Here is a 15,478-nt window from a genome sequence, read left to right as displayed (position 1 = left end):
GCGGGGGGCGGCAAGCCCGCAGGCCGACGCACCTAGGCGCCTTCCGCTTCGCCGCGCGCTGGTCCAAAAGGCGCCATGAGCTTCGACGCCTCCGTCCTGACCATGTTTCCCGAAGCCTTTCCCGGCCCGCTCGGCGTGTCCCTGATCGGCACGGCCTGGCGCGAGGAGGGGCTTTGGACGCTGGAAACAGTAGACATTCGCGCTTTTTCCAAGGATAAGCGCGGCTTCCTCGACGACACCCCTGCGGGTGGCGGTCCGGGACAGGTGATGCGGGCGGACGTCATCGCGGCTGCGCTGGACAGCGTGGACCGGCGGGGGCGGCCGCTTTTGTACATGAGCGCCCGGGGCAGGCCCCTGACCCAGGCGCGGGTCCGAGAGTGGTCTCAAGGGCCCGGACTGATCGTCCTGTGCGGCCGGTTCGAGGGGGTGGACCAACGGGTGCTCGACGCCCGCGGGTTCGAGGAAGTCGCCGTGGGCGACGCGGTGCTCGCCGGCGGCGAGGCGGCGGCCCTGGTGACGATCGAAGCGTGCGTAAGGCTGGTGCCGGGGGTTCTCGGCCAGGCCGAGAGTTTGAGTGAAGAAAGCTTCGAGGACGGGCTCCTGGAGCATCCGCAGTACACACGGCCGCGGACGTTCGAGGGGCGCGACATTCCCGAGGTGCTGTTGAGCGGCCACCACGCGCAAGTGCGCAAATGGCGGCAGGCGCAGCGGGAACAAACTACGCGGGAGCGGCGGCCGGATCTCTGGGCGGCGCACCTCGCCAATCAACAGGCAAAGGGCGAGTAAAGCCCAGTACTCAAGGAACGACGACGATGAACATCATTCAAGAGCTCGAGAAAGAAGAAGCCGACCGCCTGCTGGCCAAGCGTTCGGTTCCGGAATTCCAGCCGGGCGACACCGTGCGCGTGAACGTGCGCATCAAGGAAGGCGAGCGCGAACGCGTCCAGGCCTATGAGGGCGTGTGCATCGCCCGCCAGGGTTCGGGCGTGAACGAGAGCTTCACCGTCCGCAAGATTTCCTTCGGCGAAGGCGTGGAGCGGGTGTTCCCGGTGCTCTCGCCGATGATCGAATCCATCGAGGTCAAGCGCCGCGGCGTCGTGCGCCGGGCCAAGCTCTATTACCTGCGCGATCGTCGCGGCAAGTCGGCGCGGATCGCCGAACGCCAGATGGTCAAGAAGGAAGACCGCGAGGCGGACGCCGGAGCCTAAGGCTTCGATCCCATCGCAGAGACGCGAGCGGCGGCCGGGGCGATCCGGCCGCCGCTTTTCGTTTGGGCCGTGGGCGCGCGCTCAGCCGTCCGCCCTGTTCTCGGCGACCACGGCGGTGAGCCCCTCGGCCAGGTGGTCGAACATCTGGCGCATGCGCGGATTGGTCCGCTGCAGCTCGTGCATGGCCAGCCACATCTCCAGTTCGAACACCTGCATGTCCGGCAGGACGCGCACCAGGCCGTTGCGGCGGCCGATGACGTGCAGGCACGCGGCCACGCCCAGCCCGGCCTTGAGCGCGGCGAGCTGGGCCGCGTCGCTGTCGGAGCGGAAGCCGAACGTGGACCGGCTCACCTCCAGGCCCGGCGGCAGCACGTCCTTCAGGCCGGCGGGGAAGGTGTCGAAGCCGATCACCGTGTGCGCCCGTAGGGCCTCGATGTCCGTCGGCGCGCCGTAGCGCTCCACATATTCGGGCGTGGCGTAGAACCCCAGGCCCAGCACGCCGATCTTCCTGGCCACCAGCGACTGCTGGGTGGGCCGGGCCATGCGCACGGCGATGTCGGCGTCCCGGCGCGACAGGTCCTCGTTGCGGTCGGACAGCACCATCTCGATGTCGATGCGCGGGTGATCGCGGCGGAAGCTCGTCAGGATCGGCGGCAGGATCTCGGCGCCCACAACGTTGCTGGCCGTCAGCCGCACGCAGCCCACGGCGGGGTCGGCCGCGCCCGAGGCGTCGCGCTGGGCCGCGCCAGCGGCGGCGGCCATCTCCTCCAGGTGCGGGCGTAGGGACAGGGCCAACTCGGTGGGCTGCAGGCCGCGGGGGCTGCGGATGAACAGGGGCGCGCCGAGCTGCTGCTCCAGGGCTTCGATGTGCCGGCCCAGCGTCGGCTGGGTCAGGCCGCGCCCGCGGGCGGCGGCCGACAGGCTGCCCGCCTGCAGCACGGCGTGCAGGCTCTGAAACAGATCCCAGTCCGCACCGCTCCCAGCCATGCGCCCTTAGATAGGCTGCGCCGCGCCCTTCGGCAAAATTTTGCCGGCGTCGGACCGAATTTGCGGCGTTGCAGCACTGGACTTGCGCCGGGTCCCCGCCCTACATGCCATCCATGTCCGGCAAGACCCTCTATGACAAGATCTGGGATGCCCACGTCGTCGGCGAACAGGACGGCGAGGCCATCATCTATATCGACCTGCACCTGATCCACGAGGTGACGACGCCACAGGCCTTCGCCGGCCTTCGCGCCGCGCATCGCCCCGTGCGCCGTCCGGACCGCACGCTCGCGGTGGCCGACCACAACGTGCCCACCGAGGGACAGGCCAAGGGCGTGGAGGCCGTCGCCGACGAGGAGGCGCGTCTGCAGCTCCAGACCCTGGAGCGCAACGTCAAGGACAACGGCATCGAATTCTTCGCGATGGGCGACATCCGGAACGGCATCGTCCACGTGGTCGGTCCCGAGCAGGGTCGCACCCAGCCGGGCATGACCATCGTCTGCGGCGATTCCCACACCTCGACCCACGGCGCGTTCGGCGCCCTGGCGCACGGCATCGGCACCTCCGAGGTCGAGCACGTGCTGGCGACCCAGACCCTGCGCGCCAAGAAGTCGAAGAACTTCCGGGTCAACATCGAGGGCGAACCCGCCCCCGGCGTCGGCGCCAAGGACTTCGCCCTGGCGGTGATCGGCGAGATCGGCACCGCCGGCGGCACCGGCTACGTCATCGAATACGCCGGCTCGGCGGTGCGCGCGCTTTCCATGGAAGGGCGCATGACCCTGTGCAACCTGACCATCGAGGGCGGGGCGCGCGCGGGCCTGATCGCGCCGGACGAGACCACCTTCGCCTACATGGCCGGCCGGCCGGCCACGCCCAAGGGCGGCGCCTGGGAGATGGCGCTCAACTACTGGAAGAGCCTCTACTCCGACGAGGACGCCGTCTGGGACCGCGAGATCACCATCGACGCGGCCCAGATCGCCCCGCTGGTCACCTGGGGCACCAGCCCCGAGGACGTGGTCGCGGTGACCGGCGCCGTGCCCGCGCCGGAAAGCTTCGCCAGCGCCGACAAGCGCGCCTCGGCCGCGCGCGCGCTCGACTACATGGGCCTGTCCGCCGGCCAACCGATCAGCGAGGCCAAGATCGACGTGGTCTTCATCGGCTCGTGCACCAACAGCCGCATCGAAGACCTGCGCTCGGCCGCCAAGATCGCAGAAGGCCGCCAAGTGGCGCCCGGCGTTCGGGCCATGGTGGTGCCGGGCTCCGGCCTGGTGAAGGCCCAGGCCGAGGAAGAGGGCCTGGACGAGATCTTCAAGGCCGCCGGCTTCGACTGGCGCGAACCGGGCTGCTCGATGTGCCTGGGCATGAACCCGGACAAGCTGTCGCCGGGCGAGCGCTGCGCCTCGACCTCGAACCGCAACTTCGAGGGCCGGCAGGGCCGCGGCGGGCGCACCCACCTGATGAGCCCGGCCATGGCCGCCGCCGCCGCCATCGCCGGCCGCATCGCCGACGTCAGGGACTTCATCTGATGATCACGGGGCTGGACCATGTCGCCCTGGCGGTCCGCGATCTCGACGCGGCGGTCGACGGCTACAGGCGGCTCCTGGGCGTCGAGCCTAACTGGATCGGCGGCGACGGCGGCGCGCGCCACGCCTGGTTCCAGTTCCCCAACATGGCGCTGGACGTGATCAGCCCGCACGGCGAGGGCGCGTTCGGCGACAAGATGCGCGCGCACCTGGATGCGCACGGCGAGGGGATCTGGGCCGTGGCCTTCACCGTCGGCGAGACGGTCGAGGACCTGGAGCCGTTCGCCAGGCTGGTGAACCGGCGGGGCGTCAAGGGAACCGCACCGGCCCTGACCCGCTCCACCCACGACGACGGGCGCAAGCGCTATTGGCTGGGGTCCAACCTCGATCCGGCCGACACCGGCGGGCTGCAGATCCTGCTGATCGCCCAGCCCCGCGACGGCGTCGCCTGGCCGCTCTCCGAGGCCGCCGGCCCCGCGCCGGTGGAGAAGCTGGACCACGTGGTGGTCGGCACCTCCCATCCCGACCGCACCGTGGCGATCTATGGCGCGAAGCTGGGCCTGGACCTGCGGCTGGATCGCGAGAACCCGCAATGGGGCGCGCGGCAGATGTTCTTCAAGGCCGGCGAGGCCGTCATCGAGGCCGCCGCCAGCCTCAAACCGGCCGACGCCGACAAGCCCGACCGCTTCGGCGGCCTGGCCTGGCGCGTGACCGATCCGCAGGCCGCCCAGGCCCGCATGGCCGAGGCCGGCTTCAACGTCTCGGAAGTGCGCGTCGGCCGCAAACCGGGCACCCATGTCTTCACCGTGCGCGACGCCCCGGCGGGCGTGCCCACGCTCATGCTGAGCGCCGAACCCCAGATGGAGCGCGTCTGATGCAAGCCTTCACCAAGCTGGACGCCAAGCTGGCCCCGCTGCCCTTGGCCAACATCGACACCGACCAGATCATCCCCAAGCAGTTCCTCAAGACCGTGGAGCGCGAGGGCCTGGGCAAGGGGCTGTTCTACGACTTCCGCTTCGACGAGCAGGGCCGCGAGAAGCCCGACTTCGTGCTCAACAAGCCGGAGTACAAGGGCGTGGGCGTGCTGGTGGCCGGCGACAATTTCGGCTGCGGCTCCTCGCGCGAGCACGCGCCCTGGGCGCTGATGGACTTCGGCGTCCATTGCGTGATCTCCACCAGCTTCGCCGACATCTTCTACAACAACTGCTTCCAGAACGGCCTGTTGCCCGTGGTGCTGAAGGCCGACGAGGTGCAGGCGCTGATGGACGAGGCCAAGGGCGGCAACCACATGGTGACCGTCGACCTGGAGGCGCAGAAGGTGGTCTCGCCGTCGGGCCAGACCTTCCGCTTCGACATCGACCCGGCCCGCAAGGAAAAGATGCTCAAGGGCCTGGACGCCATCGGCGAAACCCTGCAGCAGGCCGCCGCCATCGACGTCTTCGAGGAGCGCCGGGCGATCGCCCAGCCGTGGCTGGAGGACGCCTGATGCTGGCCATCGCCGGCACGGTGCGCGTGCCGCCGGAGAACCTGGAACGGTTCCGCCCGCATATGCTGGCCATGCTGGAGGCCAGCAGGGCCGAGGACGGCTGCATCGAATATTCCTACGCCGAGGACGTGGCCGAGCCCGGGCTCATCCGCGTCTTCGAGGCCTGGCGCGACCAGGCCGCCCTCGACGCGCACTTCCAGACCCCGCACATGGCGACGTGGCGCGCGGCCTGGCCCGGCTTCGGGGTTTCCGACCGGCGGCTCTTCGCCTACGACATCGCCGCCCAGCGAGCTCTCTGACAGGACCTTTCCATGACCGACCTGCTTCTCCTGCCCGGCGACGGCATCGGGCCGGAGGTGACGGCCCAGGTGCGCCGCGTGGCCGAGCGCCTGACGCCCGACCTGACCCTCGACGAGCGCCTGTTCGGCGGCGCGAGCTACGACGCCCACGGAACGCCCTTGAGCGACGAGGCGCTGGCCGCGGCCAAGGCGGCCAAGGCGGTGCTGATGGGCGCGGTGGGCGGCCCGAAGTGGAAGGACGTTCCGCGCGACAAGCGCCCCGAGGCCGGGCTCCTGCGCCTGCGCGCGGAGATGGACGTGTTCGCCAACCTGCGCCCGGCGCTGTGCTTTGGTCCGCTGGCCGACGCCTCCAGCCTCAAGCGCGAGCTGGTGGAGGGCCTGGACCTGATGTTCGTCCGTGAACTGACGGGCGGCATCTACTTTGGCCAGCCGCGGTTCATCGAGGACCTGCCGGGCGGCGGCAAGCGCGCCGTCGACACCCAGGTCTACACCACCGCCGAGATCGAGCGCGTCGCGCGCGTGGCCTTCGAGCTGGCCCGCAAGCGCCGCAACAAGGTCCACTCCGCCGAGAAGTCCAACGTGATGGACAGCGGCCTTTTGTGGCGCGAGGTCGTCACCGACCTGCACAAGCGCGACTACGCGGACGTGGAGCTGGAGCACATCCTGGCCGACAACGCGGCCATGCAGATCGTCAAGAATCCCAAGCAGTTCGACGTGATCGTCACCGACAACCTGTTCGGCGACATCCTGTCGGACGAGGCCGCCCAGCTCACCGGCTCGCTCGGCATGCTGCCGTCGGCGGCCCTGGGCGCGGCGGGCAAGCCGGGGCTCTACGAGCCGATCCACGGTTCGGCGCCGGACATCGCCGGCCAGGGCCTGGCCAATCCGCTGGCGGCGATCCTGTCGTTCGAGATGGCGCTGCGCTGGTCGCTTGGCCGGCCCGCCGAGGCCGACCGCCTGTTCGCCGCGGTGGACAAGGCCCTGGCCGACGGCGCACGCACCCGCGACCTGGGCGGCGGCCTCTCCACCGCCCAGATGGGCGATGCGGTGCTGGCGGCGCTCTAGAGCTCCAGCTCCCAGGTCTCGCCCACCAGCGGCAGGCCGATCAGGGTGTGGGGCGTCGCCTCGACCAGCTTGAAGCCGTGGGCGGCGTAGATGGCGCGCGCCGGGCGGGCGAGGCGCCTCAGCCGTCGGCGTCGTCGGCGACGGCTGCGCGCAGGGCGATCAGCAGGGGTTGCAGATTGTCGGGGTCGATCTGCTGGGCCGCCTTGAGGAACGCCTCGATCTCCCTGGGGGCCACCGACGGCGCGGCGGCGGCGCTGAGGCGCAGCCGGCCGCCCGCCGCGCCGGCCAGACGCTCGCGCAGGTCGGCGGCGGCGGCCGGCGAGGCGTCGACCTCGACGGCGACGACGGGCGCGCCGTCCAGCACGCCGGGAAGTCCCAGCAGCCGCACCCGCCAGCCGCTGCGCAAGGTCGTCACCAGGCTGGCGCTGGGGACGATCTCGACGATGCGCTCGGCGCCCTGGTCGCGCACCTCCTCCAGAGCCGCCAGGCGCAGCTCGCCGCGGCGCTCCAGCATCCGCAGATCCGGCGCGCAGAGGCCGGGCTTGGCGTAGATGGACGTGCGTTCCCACACCTCAGGCGACACGACCGCCTCCACGCCGCCTGCGACCAGCCACGGCGCGCGCTCGGCGAGCGTGCTGCCGACGCTCGAGGACCTGAGCCGGCAGGCGAACTCCAGCGCGCCGTCGTCGTCCAGGGCCAGCAGATGGACGACGCCGGGCCCGCCCTCCAGCGCCGCCCGGCGCGCGGCGTCGTCGCCGGCCAGCTCATACAGGCGCTCGAACTCCCTGGCGTAGAGCTCGCGGTTGTCCGGATTAACGACGTGGATCATTGAGACCGCCCCTCGCGGGCGATGTTCGGCGCTACCGACGAGGGCGGTCACCTACACGAAAGGGGGGTTGGAGACCGGCGCGGACCGGTCCTTAATCGTTGGATTCGTCGAGCAGCAGGCCGCGCCGCCAGGCGGCGCCGGACATCTGGGCGCGGCGCGACACGCCCAGCTTCTTCTTGGCGTTCTGCACGTGCCAGGCCACGGTCTCCTCGGAGATGCCGAGGATGCGGCCGATCTCCCAGTCCGACTTGCCCTCCGCCACCCAGTAGACGCACTGGATTTCGCGACGCGTCAGACCCGGCGCGACCGGCTCCTCCTCCCGCTCGATAAGGGTCAGGCCGCAGGTGGCGAACAGGCTGGCGGCCACGTGCATCCGCTGGCGCAGGTCCGGAGCGAACTCGGCCAGGGTCTCGCTGGCCAGGGTGACGGCCAGCACCTCGCCCAGCGGGCCATGGACCGGCACGATCAGGGCGTTGCTGACGCCCGTGGCGAACAGGCCGCCGAAGACGCCGGCCCTGTCGCGGGCGCCCGTCCGCGCCTCCACCTCGTCCAGGCTGAACGGCTCGACGGCGCTGAACACGGCCTGGATGGTCGGATCGATCCGGTAGAGCTTCTCGCTGGCGTAGCGCTCGGTCCAGCCGGTCGCATGCCAGTGGAACAGCAGCTTCGGCTGCACGGGCTGGCCCGGAGTCGCCAGCCGCACGAGCGTGGCGCGATGGAAGCCGTGCGCCGTGACGCACTCGCCGAAGCTCTCCACCAGCGCTTCCAGGTTCGAGGCCTGGGCCGCCTCTTGAAAGAACTTGAGGGTCGCCGCCTCCGCCGGACTCATGCCGTCGCGGCGCGCGCAAACTTCAGCCCGCCCCTGTTACGCATTCGGACAACCCCCTGCCGCCGGCCATTAGCGTTAAGGTTGTATGTCCGCCCTGTCCATCTGCCGCGACGCGAATTTCCACCCCCTGCGACAACTGGCGCCCATTGATCACACGCATGGCGCGCACCAAGTGGCCAAATCGCGGCTTGAGTTGCGCGGTGTAACGCGTTCACAGATCACTGAAATCCGAAACGGTCTCCCCAGCCGAGTCGCCGGCTCGCGGCGAAGGCCGTCCGGTCGCGCTTGGCCACGAACCGGCGCTCCAGGCCGTCCGGACCGCACAGATCGAAGGTCAACCCGGGCTTGCTCGAACGCGGAGGCGCGATCACGCGCGCCGTGCGGGCCGCGATCGCGAGGTCGGGCCGGGCGAGGACCACATAGGCGTATTTCTCGTCCTCGAAGGGCGCGTCCGCCCCTTTCGCCAGGCGGTGATCACGCCGGCGCGGCAACCGCCGGGAGAAATGGCACCAGCCCGGCGCGGTCATCGGACAGGCCTGGTCGTGCGGACAAGGGGCCGCGGTGACGGCGCCGGCGCGGATCAGCAACTCGCGCGATGCGCGTATCCGGGCGGCGCCGGCCGGCGTTCCCGGCTCGACGATCACCAGGAGGCCGGCGCAAGCCTCCCACAGGGCGGCGACCACCGCCTCCAGCCGCTCGGGCGCGATCTCGGCCAGGGCGTAGCTGGTCACCACCAGGTCGGCGCGCGGCCAGCCCTCGCCGGGCGAGGTCAGGTCTGCACGCCGCAGATCCGCCCGGGCGAGCGGCTCGGGCCCGGCTCCCGCCAGCCGCCGGGCCATGTCCAGGAACACGGGGTTGGCGTCCACCAGGGTGACGGCCTCGATCCCCGGCCATACGCCCAGCGCGGCCCAGCTCGCCCCGCCGGGCCCGGCGCCCGCGTCCAGCAGGGAGCGGGGCGCGAAATCCGGGGCCATGTCGGCCGCCTCGGCGAGGGCCGCCGCCGCGGCCGCATAGGTCGCCGGCAACCGCGCGGTGACATAGGCCGCCGCGTCCGCCGCCTCGACGATGGCCGAGCCGGAGGTCTTGCCCCCGCGGTAGGCGGTGGACACCCGCGCCGAGCGCTGGGCGAGGTCGCGCCGCGAGGCGCCCTCGAGCAGGGCCTCGGCGGCCGCGCTCAGGGCGGCGGGAAGCTCCGGGCCCAAGGCGCGCCGATCAGCCCAGGCGGTTCTTGAGCAGGTCGTCCACCACCGACGGGTCGGCGAGCGTGGTGGTGTCGCCCAGGTTGGAGGTGTCGTTCTCGGCGATCTTGCGCAGGATGCGGCGCATGATCTTGCCCGAGCGCGTCTTGGGCAGGCCCGGCGCGAATTGCACCGCCTCCGGCGCGGCGAACGGACCGATCTCCCGGCGGATCCAGCCCTTCAGCTCAGCCTGCAGGATGTCGGTGGCCTCGACGTCGGCCTTCAGCGTGACGAAGCAGTAGATGGCCTGGCCCTTGATGTCGTGCGGGAAGCCGACCACCGCGGCCTCGGCCACGGCCTGGTGCTCGACCAGCGCGCTTTCGATCTCCGCGGTGCCCAGCCGGTGGCCGGAGACGTTGATCACGTCGTCCACCCGGCCGGTGATCCAGTAGTAGCCGTCCTCGTCGCGGCGGCAGCCGTCGCCGGTGAAGTACTTGCCGGGATAGGTAGAGAAGTAGGTGTTGAAGAAGCGCTCGTGGTCGCCATAGACCGTGCGCATCTGCCCCGGCCAGCTATCGGTGATGCACAGGTTGCCGGTGGTCGCGCCCTCCAGCGGCCGGCCCTCGGCGTCGACCAGCTGGAACTTGATCCCCGGCAGCGGCTTGGCGCAGGAGCCGGGCTTCATCGGCGTGGCGCCCGGCAGCGGGCTGGCCAGGCACCCGCCGGTCTCGGTCTGCCAATAGGTGTCGACGATCGGGCAGCGCTCCTCGCCCACCACGCGGTAGTACCAGAGCCAGGCTTCCGGATTGATCGGCTCGCCCACCGTGCCCAACAGCCGCAGCGAGGCGCGCGAGGTGCGCTTCACCGGCTCCTCGCCGTCGCGCATCAGCGAACGGATCGCCGTGGGCGCGGTGTAGAAGATCTCCACCTTGTGCTTGTCGACGACCTCCCAGAAGCGGGAATTGTCGGGATAGTTCGGCACGCCCTCGAAGATCACGGTGGTCGCGCCGTTGGCCAGCGGGCCGTAGACCACATAGGAGTGGCCCGTCACCCAGCCGATGTCGGCGGTGCACCAGAAGACCTCGCCCGGGCGGTAGTCGAACACCAGCTCATGGGTGTGGCTGGCCCAGGTCAGGTAGCCGCCGGAGCTGTGCAGGACGCCCTTGGGCTTTCCGGTGGAGCCGGAGGTGTAGAGGATGAACAGCGGATCCTCCGCGCCCATCGGCTCCGGCTCGCACGCGTCCGACACGGTGGCCTTCAGGTCCGAATAGAAGGCGTCGCGCCCGGCGACCATCGGCACGTCGGCCTTGGTGCGGCGCACGACGATCACGTCGGTGACCTCCGGGCAGGACTTCAGCGCCTCGTCGACATTGAGCTTCAGCGGCACGACGCGGCCGCCGCGCAGGCCCTCGTCGGCGGTGATGACGATCTTCGATTCGCAGTCCTTGATGCGGTCGGCGATGGAATCCGGCGAGAAGCCGCCGAACACCACCGAGTGCACCGCCCCGATCCGCGCGCAGGCCAGCATGGCGATGGCCGCCTGCGGGATCATCGGCAGGTAGATGGTGACGCGGTCGCCCTTCTTGACCCCCTTGGCCTTCAGCACGTTGGCCATCCGGCAGGTCTCTGAATGCAGCCGCCGGTAGGTCATGGTGTTGTATTCGCCGTCGTCGGCTTCCCAGATGATCGCCACCTGGTCGCCGCGGGTCTCAAGGTGCCGGTCCAGGCAGTTGGCCGAGACGTTCAGCTCCCCGTCGCCGTACCAGCGGATGTGGAAGTCCTCCTTGTCGAAGGAGACGTCCTTGATCTGGGTCGGGAACTTGATCCAGTCCAGCCGCTGCGCCAGCTCGCGCCAGTAGCCTTCAGGATCGGACTCCACGCGCTTGACGGCCGCGTCGTAGCCGGCGGCGTCCATATGCGCCCGCTTGGCCCACGCCTCGGGAACCGGAAAAACTTCGCCGTCGCTCATGGTGCGCGCTCCCTAATTGCTAGCCTGCGATTAAGCGGCAAGCGGGGCCGCGCGCAACCGCATCGACGCAGATCAAACGCGCGAAGGGCGGCCGGCGACGCGGAAAATCGACGCCGCTGTCGCGCGGCGCGACAATCACGCCGCCGCGGCCGCCGCGCGCTCGTAGTCGACATAGCCGTCCTCGACGGCGGGAATGATGTCGAGCACCTCGAAGTAGGGCAGGCCGAAGAAGGCCTCGTCGCGCAGGGCCTCGATCAGGAAGTAGTACTGGCGAAGGTCGGCGGTCTGGAACATGGCCATGTCGCTGCAGCGGCCGCTGAACGCCTCGGCGTCGAAGAAGCGCAGGCTCACCGCCGGATAGCGCGCGAAGAGCGGCCGCACGGCCTCGTCGACATAGCCCCCGCGCGCGGGGCGGGACAGGGCGAGCCAGGCGGGCGCGGCGCGCAGCATGACGAAGAAGGTGAAGACGGGGGCGTCCGGCATCTGAGCCTCGATCTTTTGATTTTCAACGGCTTTATGATACGAGTAAATACTCATCGCCGCTGCTCGCATTCCGCCATGGCCGCTCCGCCCGTCGTCGCCCCAAGGAAACGCCCGGCCCAGGGCCGCGCGCGCCAGACCGTGGCCGCGATCCTGGAGGGCGCGGCTCGCATCCTGGAGACCGAGGGGCTGGAGGGCTTCAACACCAACGCCGTCGCCGGCGCGGCGGGGGTCAGCGTCGGCTCGCTCTACCAGTACTTCCCGGGCAAGGACGCGATCATGGCCGGGCTGATCCGGCGCGAGGCCCAGGCCTTTCGCGAACGGCTGGACGAGGCGGCCCGCGCCGCCTCCGGCCCGCCGCTGGCCGAGGCGATCGCCGTCCTGGCCGCGACAGCCGTGGCCCATCAGGCCGCCCGCCCCCGCCTGGCGCGGATCCTGGACTTCGAGGAGCGGCGCCTGGGCCTTTCCGGCGAGGCCGAGGACGCCGACGCCGGCGTGGCCGCGATCCTTTCGGCCTTCCTCGCCGAGCGGGGCTTTTCCGGCCCCAACGCCGCCGGGGACGCGATGCACATCGCCCGCGGCCTGATCGACGGGGCGCTGGAGCGCGGCGCCGTGGAGGATCTGGAGCGGCGCGTGGCCGCCGCCGTGCTGGGCTATCTGCAGCTCATGTCCGCCGCGCCGGGCCAAGAGGCCCCCTCGCCTTCCCCGGCGGAGCGGGTCTAGAACGCTGGATATACTCTCTCCCCGGAGCTTCCCATGCTGCTGCACCTGTCCACCTGGTCCGAGATCGAAGCCTTCCTGGAGCGGTCGAAAACGGTGGTGGTGCCCATCGGCTCCAACGAGCAGCACGGCCCCACGGGCCTTCTGGGCACCGACTGGCTGTGCCCGGAGATCATCGCCCACGAGGCGCAGAAGAGCGGCGACATCCTGGTGGCGCCCACCTTCAACATCGGCATGGCCCAGCACCACCTGGGCTTTCCCGGCACGATCTCGCTGCGGCCCACCACCTTCATCGCCGCCATCGGCGACTGGTGCCGCTCGCTGGGCGCGCACGGCTTCGAGAAGATCTATTTCCTGAACGGCCACGGCGGCAACGTGGCCACCATCGAGGCGGCCTTCTCCGAGCTCTACGCCGAGGCCAGCTTTTCCGGCCGCAAGCGCGGCTTCGCGCTGAAGCTGAAGAACTGGTGGGACCTGAAGGGCGTGACCGCGCTCGCCAACCGCCAGTTCCCCGTGGGCCACGGCAGCCACGCCACGCCCTCGGAAATCGCGGTCACCCAGTGGGCCTATCCGGACAGCATCAAGACCGCCAACTACGCCCCCCGCGTCGCGCCGACTGGGCCGATCCGCGAGGCGCTGGATTTCCGCTCCCGCTATCCGGACGGCCGCATGGGCTCGGACCCGCTGCAGGCGACGGCGGAGAAGGGCGGCGAGCTGGTGGCGCTGGGGGCCAAGGGGCTGCTGGAGGACGTGGCGGCGTTTTCGGCCGAGGTCGTCCCCGACTGACCGGTCCGCGCGCGGCCTAGAACGACATCGAGGGCATGGCGATCCGGGCGGGCCCGCGATCCTTGGGCTGACCGGTCCAATCCAGGTCCTCGGCCGGGACGATGTCGGCCGCGTCCTTGGCCACGTCGGCGGCCGAGACCATTTCGATGGGCTTGGAGGCGGCGGCCACGGTGGCGGCCGGTTGCACGTCGACCTTGGGCGGTTCGGCCGCCATGGGCCTGGCCGGCGCGGGATCGGCGATCTCCACGGTCGCGCCGCCGGAAATCCTGTCGAGGGCGGCGATCTTCACGCTGTCGGCCTCGTTGCCGGCGTAGCTGCCGCTGAAGGCCGGCGGCAGGCCCCAGCCGCCCGTCCAGCGGTAGAAGACGTGTGCGCCGATGGTGGCCACCTTGACCAGGTTGGGGCTCCAGTAGGGGGCCACATAAACCGCGTGATAGTGCGTGGCGTTGCCCACCTTCTTCATCACGTAGCCGTCGAGCGCGGCCTCGGCCACCTGGCGGGAACGCTCCCAACCCGCCTCGGTCGGCTCGCGCTTGAGCGAGCCGTCGCAGGTGAAGGTGAACTGGCAGCCGGTCATGCGCTCCGAGCCCTGGAAGACGACGCCGCAGACGGTTTTCGGATAGGCCGGATGACGCAGGCGGTTGAGCACCACCTGGGCCACGGCCCGTTGGCCGTCCAGGCTCTCGTAGCCGGCCTCGTAGTAGACGGCCGCGGCCAGGCAATCGACGGCGCGCGCTTCGTCCAGCATGCCCACCGCGTCCAGGTGGAACGGCTTGGCCGCCGGATTGGGCGCCTTGGAGACCGGGTTGGACGCGTTCCAGACCCGCGCCTGGTCCGGCGTCAGGTCCTGCAGGCGCAGCACCGTCGGCGGGTCGACCGCCACGGCTTTGACCACCTCGGCCTGGTGGTTCGCGGTCAGGGCGACCATCGCCTTGTCGACGCTGCGCGCCGCCGGGGCGCCGCCGGGCGCCGGCGCGGCTCCGACCACCAGCAGGCCGGACGCCAGCCACACGCCCGCCAGTTGCAGCGCGACCGCGCCGGAGGCGGTCTTGTGGGACATTTCGCCAAGACCGCGAGCGATCTGGGCCAGTCGATGGGCTGCATTCTGCGTGGCCAATTCAAGCCAGGCCCGGAGCCGAGAAATATGCATCACGATCGGACTACCCGTTCAGAACCATGTCCAACGTGTCCGTGCACGTCAGCGACAGAACAGTTGCGCACATGGCCCAGATTCGACCCGCACGCATACTCTGCACGACTGACAGCATCGCAGCGTCTCCAAGAAGAATTCCCGCTTCAGGCGAAGCCGGTCTTCGGAGGCTGCAATCCCCCGCGCTCGAACACCTAAACGCGTGCCTGACGCCTGATGGTTTCCGAGCCGCTGTCCCAGCGCGAAACAGTACATGGAGCCAGCGGCGCGTCTATCTCAAGCCGACACGCGTGACAGGCGAACAGCAAGTTGGGCGCCAGCTAGGCGTCGTCCGTCGCGGTGACGACCCGCCCGGCGGCGACCGTGACGGGCCACGGGGTCAGCGCCTCGCCCGCGCAGGGGCCGGCCACGCACGTCCCGTCCGCCGGGCGGAACAGGGCGCCGTGCCCGGCGCACAGCAGGCGCCGGCCGTCGCGGGTCAGATAGCGGTCGTCGAGCGCCGACAGGGGCCAGCCGGCGTGCGGGCAGGAATCCACATAGCCGCGCACCTCTTCGCCCTGGCGCACGACGAAGCCGGCGAACAGCGCCTCGCCCTGGCGGAAGCGGAATCCCTTCGCGCCGGGATCGGCCAGGTCGCCCAGGGCGCAAAGGTCCACGCCGGCCGGCGGCCGGGCCGGGTTTGCGCTCAACGGCGGCCCAGCGCCTGGCGCACCGGGCGGATCTCCACCCGCTCGAAGAGGCCCGCCTTCACATAGGGATCGCCCGCGCTGAAGGCCTGGGCCGCGGCCAGGTCCTCCGCCTCGATGACGATCAGCGAGCCCGCCATGTCGCCCTTCTCGTCCAGCAGCGCGCCGGCGAAGGGGATCTGGTCGGCCCGGGCGCCCGCATAGGCCAGGTGGGCCTCGCGGTTGGCCAGGCGCAGCTCCAGGCTGTCCGGCTTGTCGACGCAGTAGAGGCAATAGGTCGGCATGT

At 70.5% G+C, this 15,478-nt stretch carries 18 protein-coding genes; 9 read left to right on the top strand and 9 right to left on the bottom strand.

Annotation, left to right across the window (positions count from 1 at the left end):
* Positions 1-75 precede the first annotated feature (75 nt).
* Positions 76-786 carry a tRNA (guanosine(37)-N1)-methyltransferase TrmD gene (gene trmD / locus ACE3TA_RS16060; protein ID WP_374575307.1) on the top strand — a complete coding sequence of 237 codons (711 nt, stop codon included), beginning with the start codon at positions 76-78 and terminating at the stop codon, positions 784-786.
* Positions 787-812: 26 nt separating this feature from the next.
* Entirely contained in the window at positions 813-1,208 is a 396-nt protein-coding gene (rplS, locus tag ACE3TA_RS16055) for a 50S ribosomal protein L19 (RefSeq protein WP_374575306.1), read from the top strand.
* An 81-nt stretch (positions 1,209-1,289) separates the two neighbouring features.
* On the opposite strand, the gene ACE3TA_RS16050 is transcribed toward rplS, so the two are convergent.
* Complete coding sequence (locus ACE3TA_RS16050; protein WP_374575305.1) at positions 1,290-2,195, bottom strand: LysR family transcriptional regulator; 906 nt, start codon at positions 2,193-2,195, stop codon at positions 1,290-1,292.
* Positions 2,196-2,308: 113 nt separating this feature from the next.
* Here ACE3TA_RS16050 and leuC point away from each other — a divergent pair, with 113 nt between their 5' ends.
* From leuC to leuB, 5 genes are read left to right on the top strand one after another with little or no spacing between them, the layout of a single operon-like run.
* Positions 2,309-3,718 (top strand): 3-isopropylmalate dehydratase large subunit, encoded by a 1,410-nt coding sequence (leuC, locus tag ACE3TA_RS16045; RefSeq protein ID WP_374575304.1) that lies wholly within the window; start codon positions 2,309-2,311, stop codon positions 3,716-3,718.
* Positions 3,718-4,590: a VOC family protein gene (locus ACE3TA_RS16040; protein WP_374575303.1), complete on the top strand. Its 873-nt coding sequence runs from the start codon at positions 3,718-3,720 to the stop codon at positions 4,588-4,590. Before leuC ends, ACE3TA_RS16040 begins: the two co-directional genes overlap by 1 nt.
* A complete protein-coding gene (gene leuD / locus ACE3TA_RS16035; protein ID WP_374575302.1) occupies positions 4,590-5,201 on the top strand; it encodes a 3-isopropylmalate dehydratase small subunit in 612 nt (203 codons plus the stop codon). Before ACE3TA_RS16040 ends, leuD begins: the two co-directional genes overlap by 1 nt.
* Positions 5,201-5,500 (top strand): putative quinol monooxygenase, encoded by a 300-nt coding sequence (locus ACE3TA_RS16030; RefSeq protein WP_374575301.1) that lies wholly within the window; start codon positions 5,201-5,203, stop codon positions 5,498-5,500. The genes leuD and ACE3TA_RS16030 overlap by 1 nt, the downstream gene beginning before the upstream one ends.
* Positions 5,501-5,512: 12 nt before the next feature.
* Positions 5,513-6,565, top strand: coding sequence for a 3-isopropylmalate dehydrogenase (leuB, locus tag ACE3TA_RS16025; protein ID WP_374575300.1), 1,053 nt, complete (start codon positions 5,513-5,515; stop codon positions 6,563-6,565).
* Positions 6,566-6,683: 118 nt separating this feature from the next.
* On the opposite strand, the gene ACE3TA_RS16020 is transcribed toward leuB, so the two are convergent.
* From ACE3TA_RS16020 to ACE3TA_RS16000, 5 genes are all read right to left on the bottom strand, one after another.
* A complete protein-coding gene (locus ACE3TA_RS16020; protein ID WP_374575299.1) occupies positions 6,684-7,394 on the bottom strand; it encodes a hypothetical protein in 711 nt (236 codons plus the stop codon).
* A gap of 91 nt (positions 7,395-7,485) precedes the next feature.
* Positions 7,486-8,223, bottom strand: coding sequence for a helix-turn-helix transcriptional regulator (locus tag ACE3TA_RS16015; RefSeq protein ID WP_374575298.1), 738 nt, complete (start codon positions 8,221-8,223; stop codon positions 7,486-7,488).
* A gap of 218 nt (positions 8,224-8,441) precedes the next feature.
* Positions 8,442-9,425 (bottom strand): small ribosomal subunit Rsm22 family protein, encoded by a 984-nt coding sequence (locus ACE3TA_RS16010; RefSeq protein WP_374575297.1) that lies wholly within the window; start codon positions 9,423-9,425, stop codon positions 8,442-8,444.
* A 10-nt stretch (positions 9,426-9,435) separates the two neighbouring features.
* A complete protein-coding gene (acs, locus tag ACE3TA_RS16005) occupies positions 9,436-11,370 on the bottom strand; it encodes an acetate--CoA ligase (RefSeq protein ID WP_374575296.1) in 1,935 nt (644 codons plus the stop codon).
* Between the two features lie 135 nt (positions 11,371-11,505).
* The gene (locus ACE3TA_RS16000; RefSeq protein WP_374575295.1) at positions 11,506-11,853 is read right to left on the bottom strand and encodes a darcynin family protein; all 348 of its coding nucleotides are present in this window, start codon (positions 11,851-11,853) and stop codon (positions 11,506-11,508) included.
* Positions 11,854-11,928: 75 nt separating this feature from the next.
* Between ACE3TA_RS16000 and ACE3TA_RS15995 the strand changes: the two genes are divergently transcribed.
* Positions 11,929-12,573: a TetR/AcrR family transcriptional regulator gene (locus tag ACE3TA_RS15995; protein WP_374575294.1), complete on the top strand. Its 645-nt coding sequence runs from the start codon at positions 11,929-11,931 to the stop codon at positions 12,571-12,573.
* Positions 12,574-12,606: 33 nt separating this feature from the next.
* Positions 12,607-13,356 (top strand): creatininase family protein, encoded by a 750-nt coding sequence (locus ACE3TA_RS15990; protein ID WP_374575293.1) that lies wholly within the window; start codon positions 12,607-12,609, stop codon positions 13,354-13,356.
* A 16-nt stretch (positions 13,357-13,372) separates the two neighbouring features.
* Here ACE3TA_RS15990 and ACE3TA_RS15985 read toward each other — a convergent pair whose 3' ends face one another.
* From ACE3TA_RS15985 to ACE3TA_RS15975, 3 genes are all read right to left on the bottom strand, one after another.
* Complete coding sequence (locus tag ACE3TA_RS15985) at positions 13,373-14,416, bottom strand: cell wall hydrolase (RefSeq protein ID WP_374575292.1); 1,044 nt, start codon at positions 14,414-14,416, stop codon at positions 13,373-13,375.
* Between the two features lie 410 nt (positions 14,417-14,826).
* A complete protein-coding gene (locus ACE3TA_RS15980) occupies positions 14,827-15,195 on the bottom strand; it encodes a Rieske (2Fe-2S) protein (RefSeq protein ID WP_374575291.1) in 369 nt (122 codons plus the stop codon).
* Positions 15,192-15,476 (bottom strand): YciI family protein, encoded by a 285-nt coding sequence (locus ACE3TA_RS15975; protein WP_374575290.1) that lies wholly within the window; start codon positions 15,474-15,476, stop codon positions 15,192-15,194. Before ACE3TA_RS15975 ends, ACE3TA_RS15980 begins: the two co-directional genes overlap by 4 nt.
* Positions 15,477-15,478: the final 2 nt, after the last annotated feature.

It is taken from the genome of Phenylobacterium sp. (assembly GCF_041916435.1).
Lineage (GTDB): Bacteria > Pseudomonadota > Alphaproteobacteria > Caulobacterales > Caulobacteraceae > Phenylobacterium.
Note: the sequence above shows the minus strand (reverse complement) of the source record. Positions and strands in the feature narration are given on the sequence as shown.

Bases quoted from the DNA above. Each gene is read 5' to 3' on its own strand.
- trmD (WP_374575307.1), top strand. From the start codon at position 76: ATGAGCTTCGACGCCTCCGTCCTGACCATGTTTCCCGAAGCCTTTCCC.
- rplS (WP_374575306.1), top strand. From the start codon at position 813: ATGAACATCATTCAAGAGCTCGAGAAAGAAGAAGCCGACCGCCTGCTG.
- ACE3TA_RS16050 (WP_374575305.1), bottom strand. From the start codon at position 2,195: ATGGCTGGGAGCGGTGCGGACTGGGATCTGTTTCAGAGCCTGCACGCC.
- leuC (WP_374575304.1), top strand. From the start codon at position 2,309: ATGTCCGGCAAGACCCTCTATGACAAGATCTGGGATGCCCACGTCGTC.
- ACE3TA_RS16040 (WP_374575303.1), top strand. From the start codon at position 3,718: ATGATCACGGGGCTGGACCATGTCGCCCTGGCGGTCCGCGATCTCGAC.
- leuD (WP_374575302.1), top strand. From the start codon at position 4,590: ATGCAAGCCTTCACCAAGCTGGACGCCAAGCTGGCCCCGCTGCCCTTG.
- ACE3TA_RS16030 (WP_374575301.1), top strand. From the start codon at position 5,201: ATGCTGGCCATCGCCGGCACGGTGCGCGTGCCGCCGGAGAACCTGGAA.
- leuB (WP_374575300.1), top strand. From the start codon at position 5,513: ATGACCGACCTGCTTCTCCTGCCCGGCGACGGCATCGGGCCGGAGGTG.
- ACE3TA_RS16020 (WP_374575299.1), bottom strand. From the start codon at position 7,394: ATGATCCACGTCGTTAATCCGGACAACCGCGAGCTCTACGCCAGGGAG.
- ACE3TA_RS16015 (WP_374575298.1), bottom strand. From the start codon at position 8,223: ATGAGTCCGGCGGAGGCGGCGACCCTCAAGTTCTTTCAAGAGGCGGCC.
- acs (WP_374575296.1), bottom strand. From the start codon at position 11,370: ATGAGCGACGGCGAAGTTTTTCCGGTTCCCGAGGCGTGGGCCAAGCGG.
- ACE3TA_RS16000 (WP_374575295.1), bottom strand. From the start codon at position 11,853: ATGCCGGACGCCCCCGTCTTCACCTTCTTCGTCATGCTGCGCGCCGCG.
- ACE3TA_RS15995 (WP_374575294.1), top strand. From the start codon at position 11,929: ATGGCCGCTCCGCCCGTCGTCGCCCCAAGGAAACGCCCGGCCCAGGGC.
- ACE3TA_RS15990 (WP_374575293.1), top strand. From the start codon at position 12,607: ATGCTGCTGCACCTGTCCACCTGGTCCGAGATCGAAGCCTTCCTGGAG.
- ACE3TA_RS15985 (WP_374575292.1), bottom strand. From the start codon at position 14,416: ATGTCCCACAAGACCGCCTCCGGCGCGGTCGCGCTGCAACTGGCGGGC.
- ACE3TA_RS15975 (WP_374575290.1), bottom strand. From the start codon at position 15,476: ATGCCGACCTATTGCCTCTACTGCGTCGACAAGCCGGACAGCCTGGAG.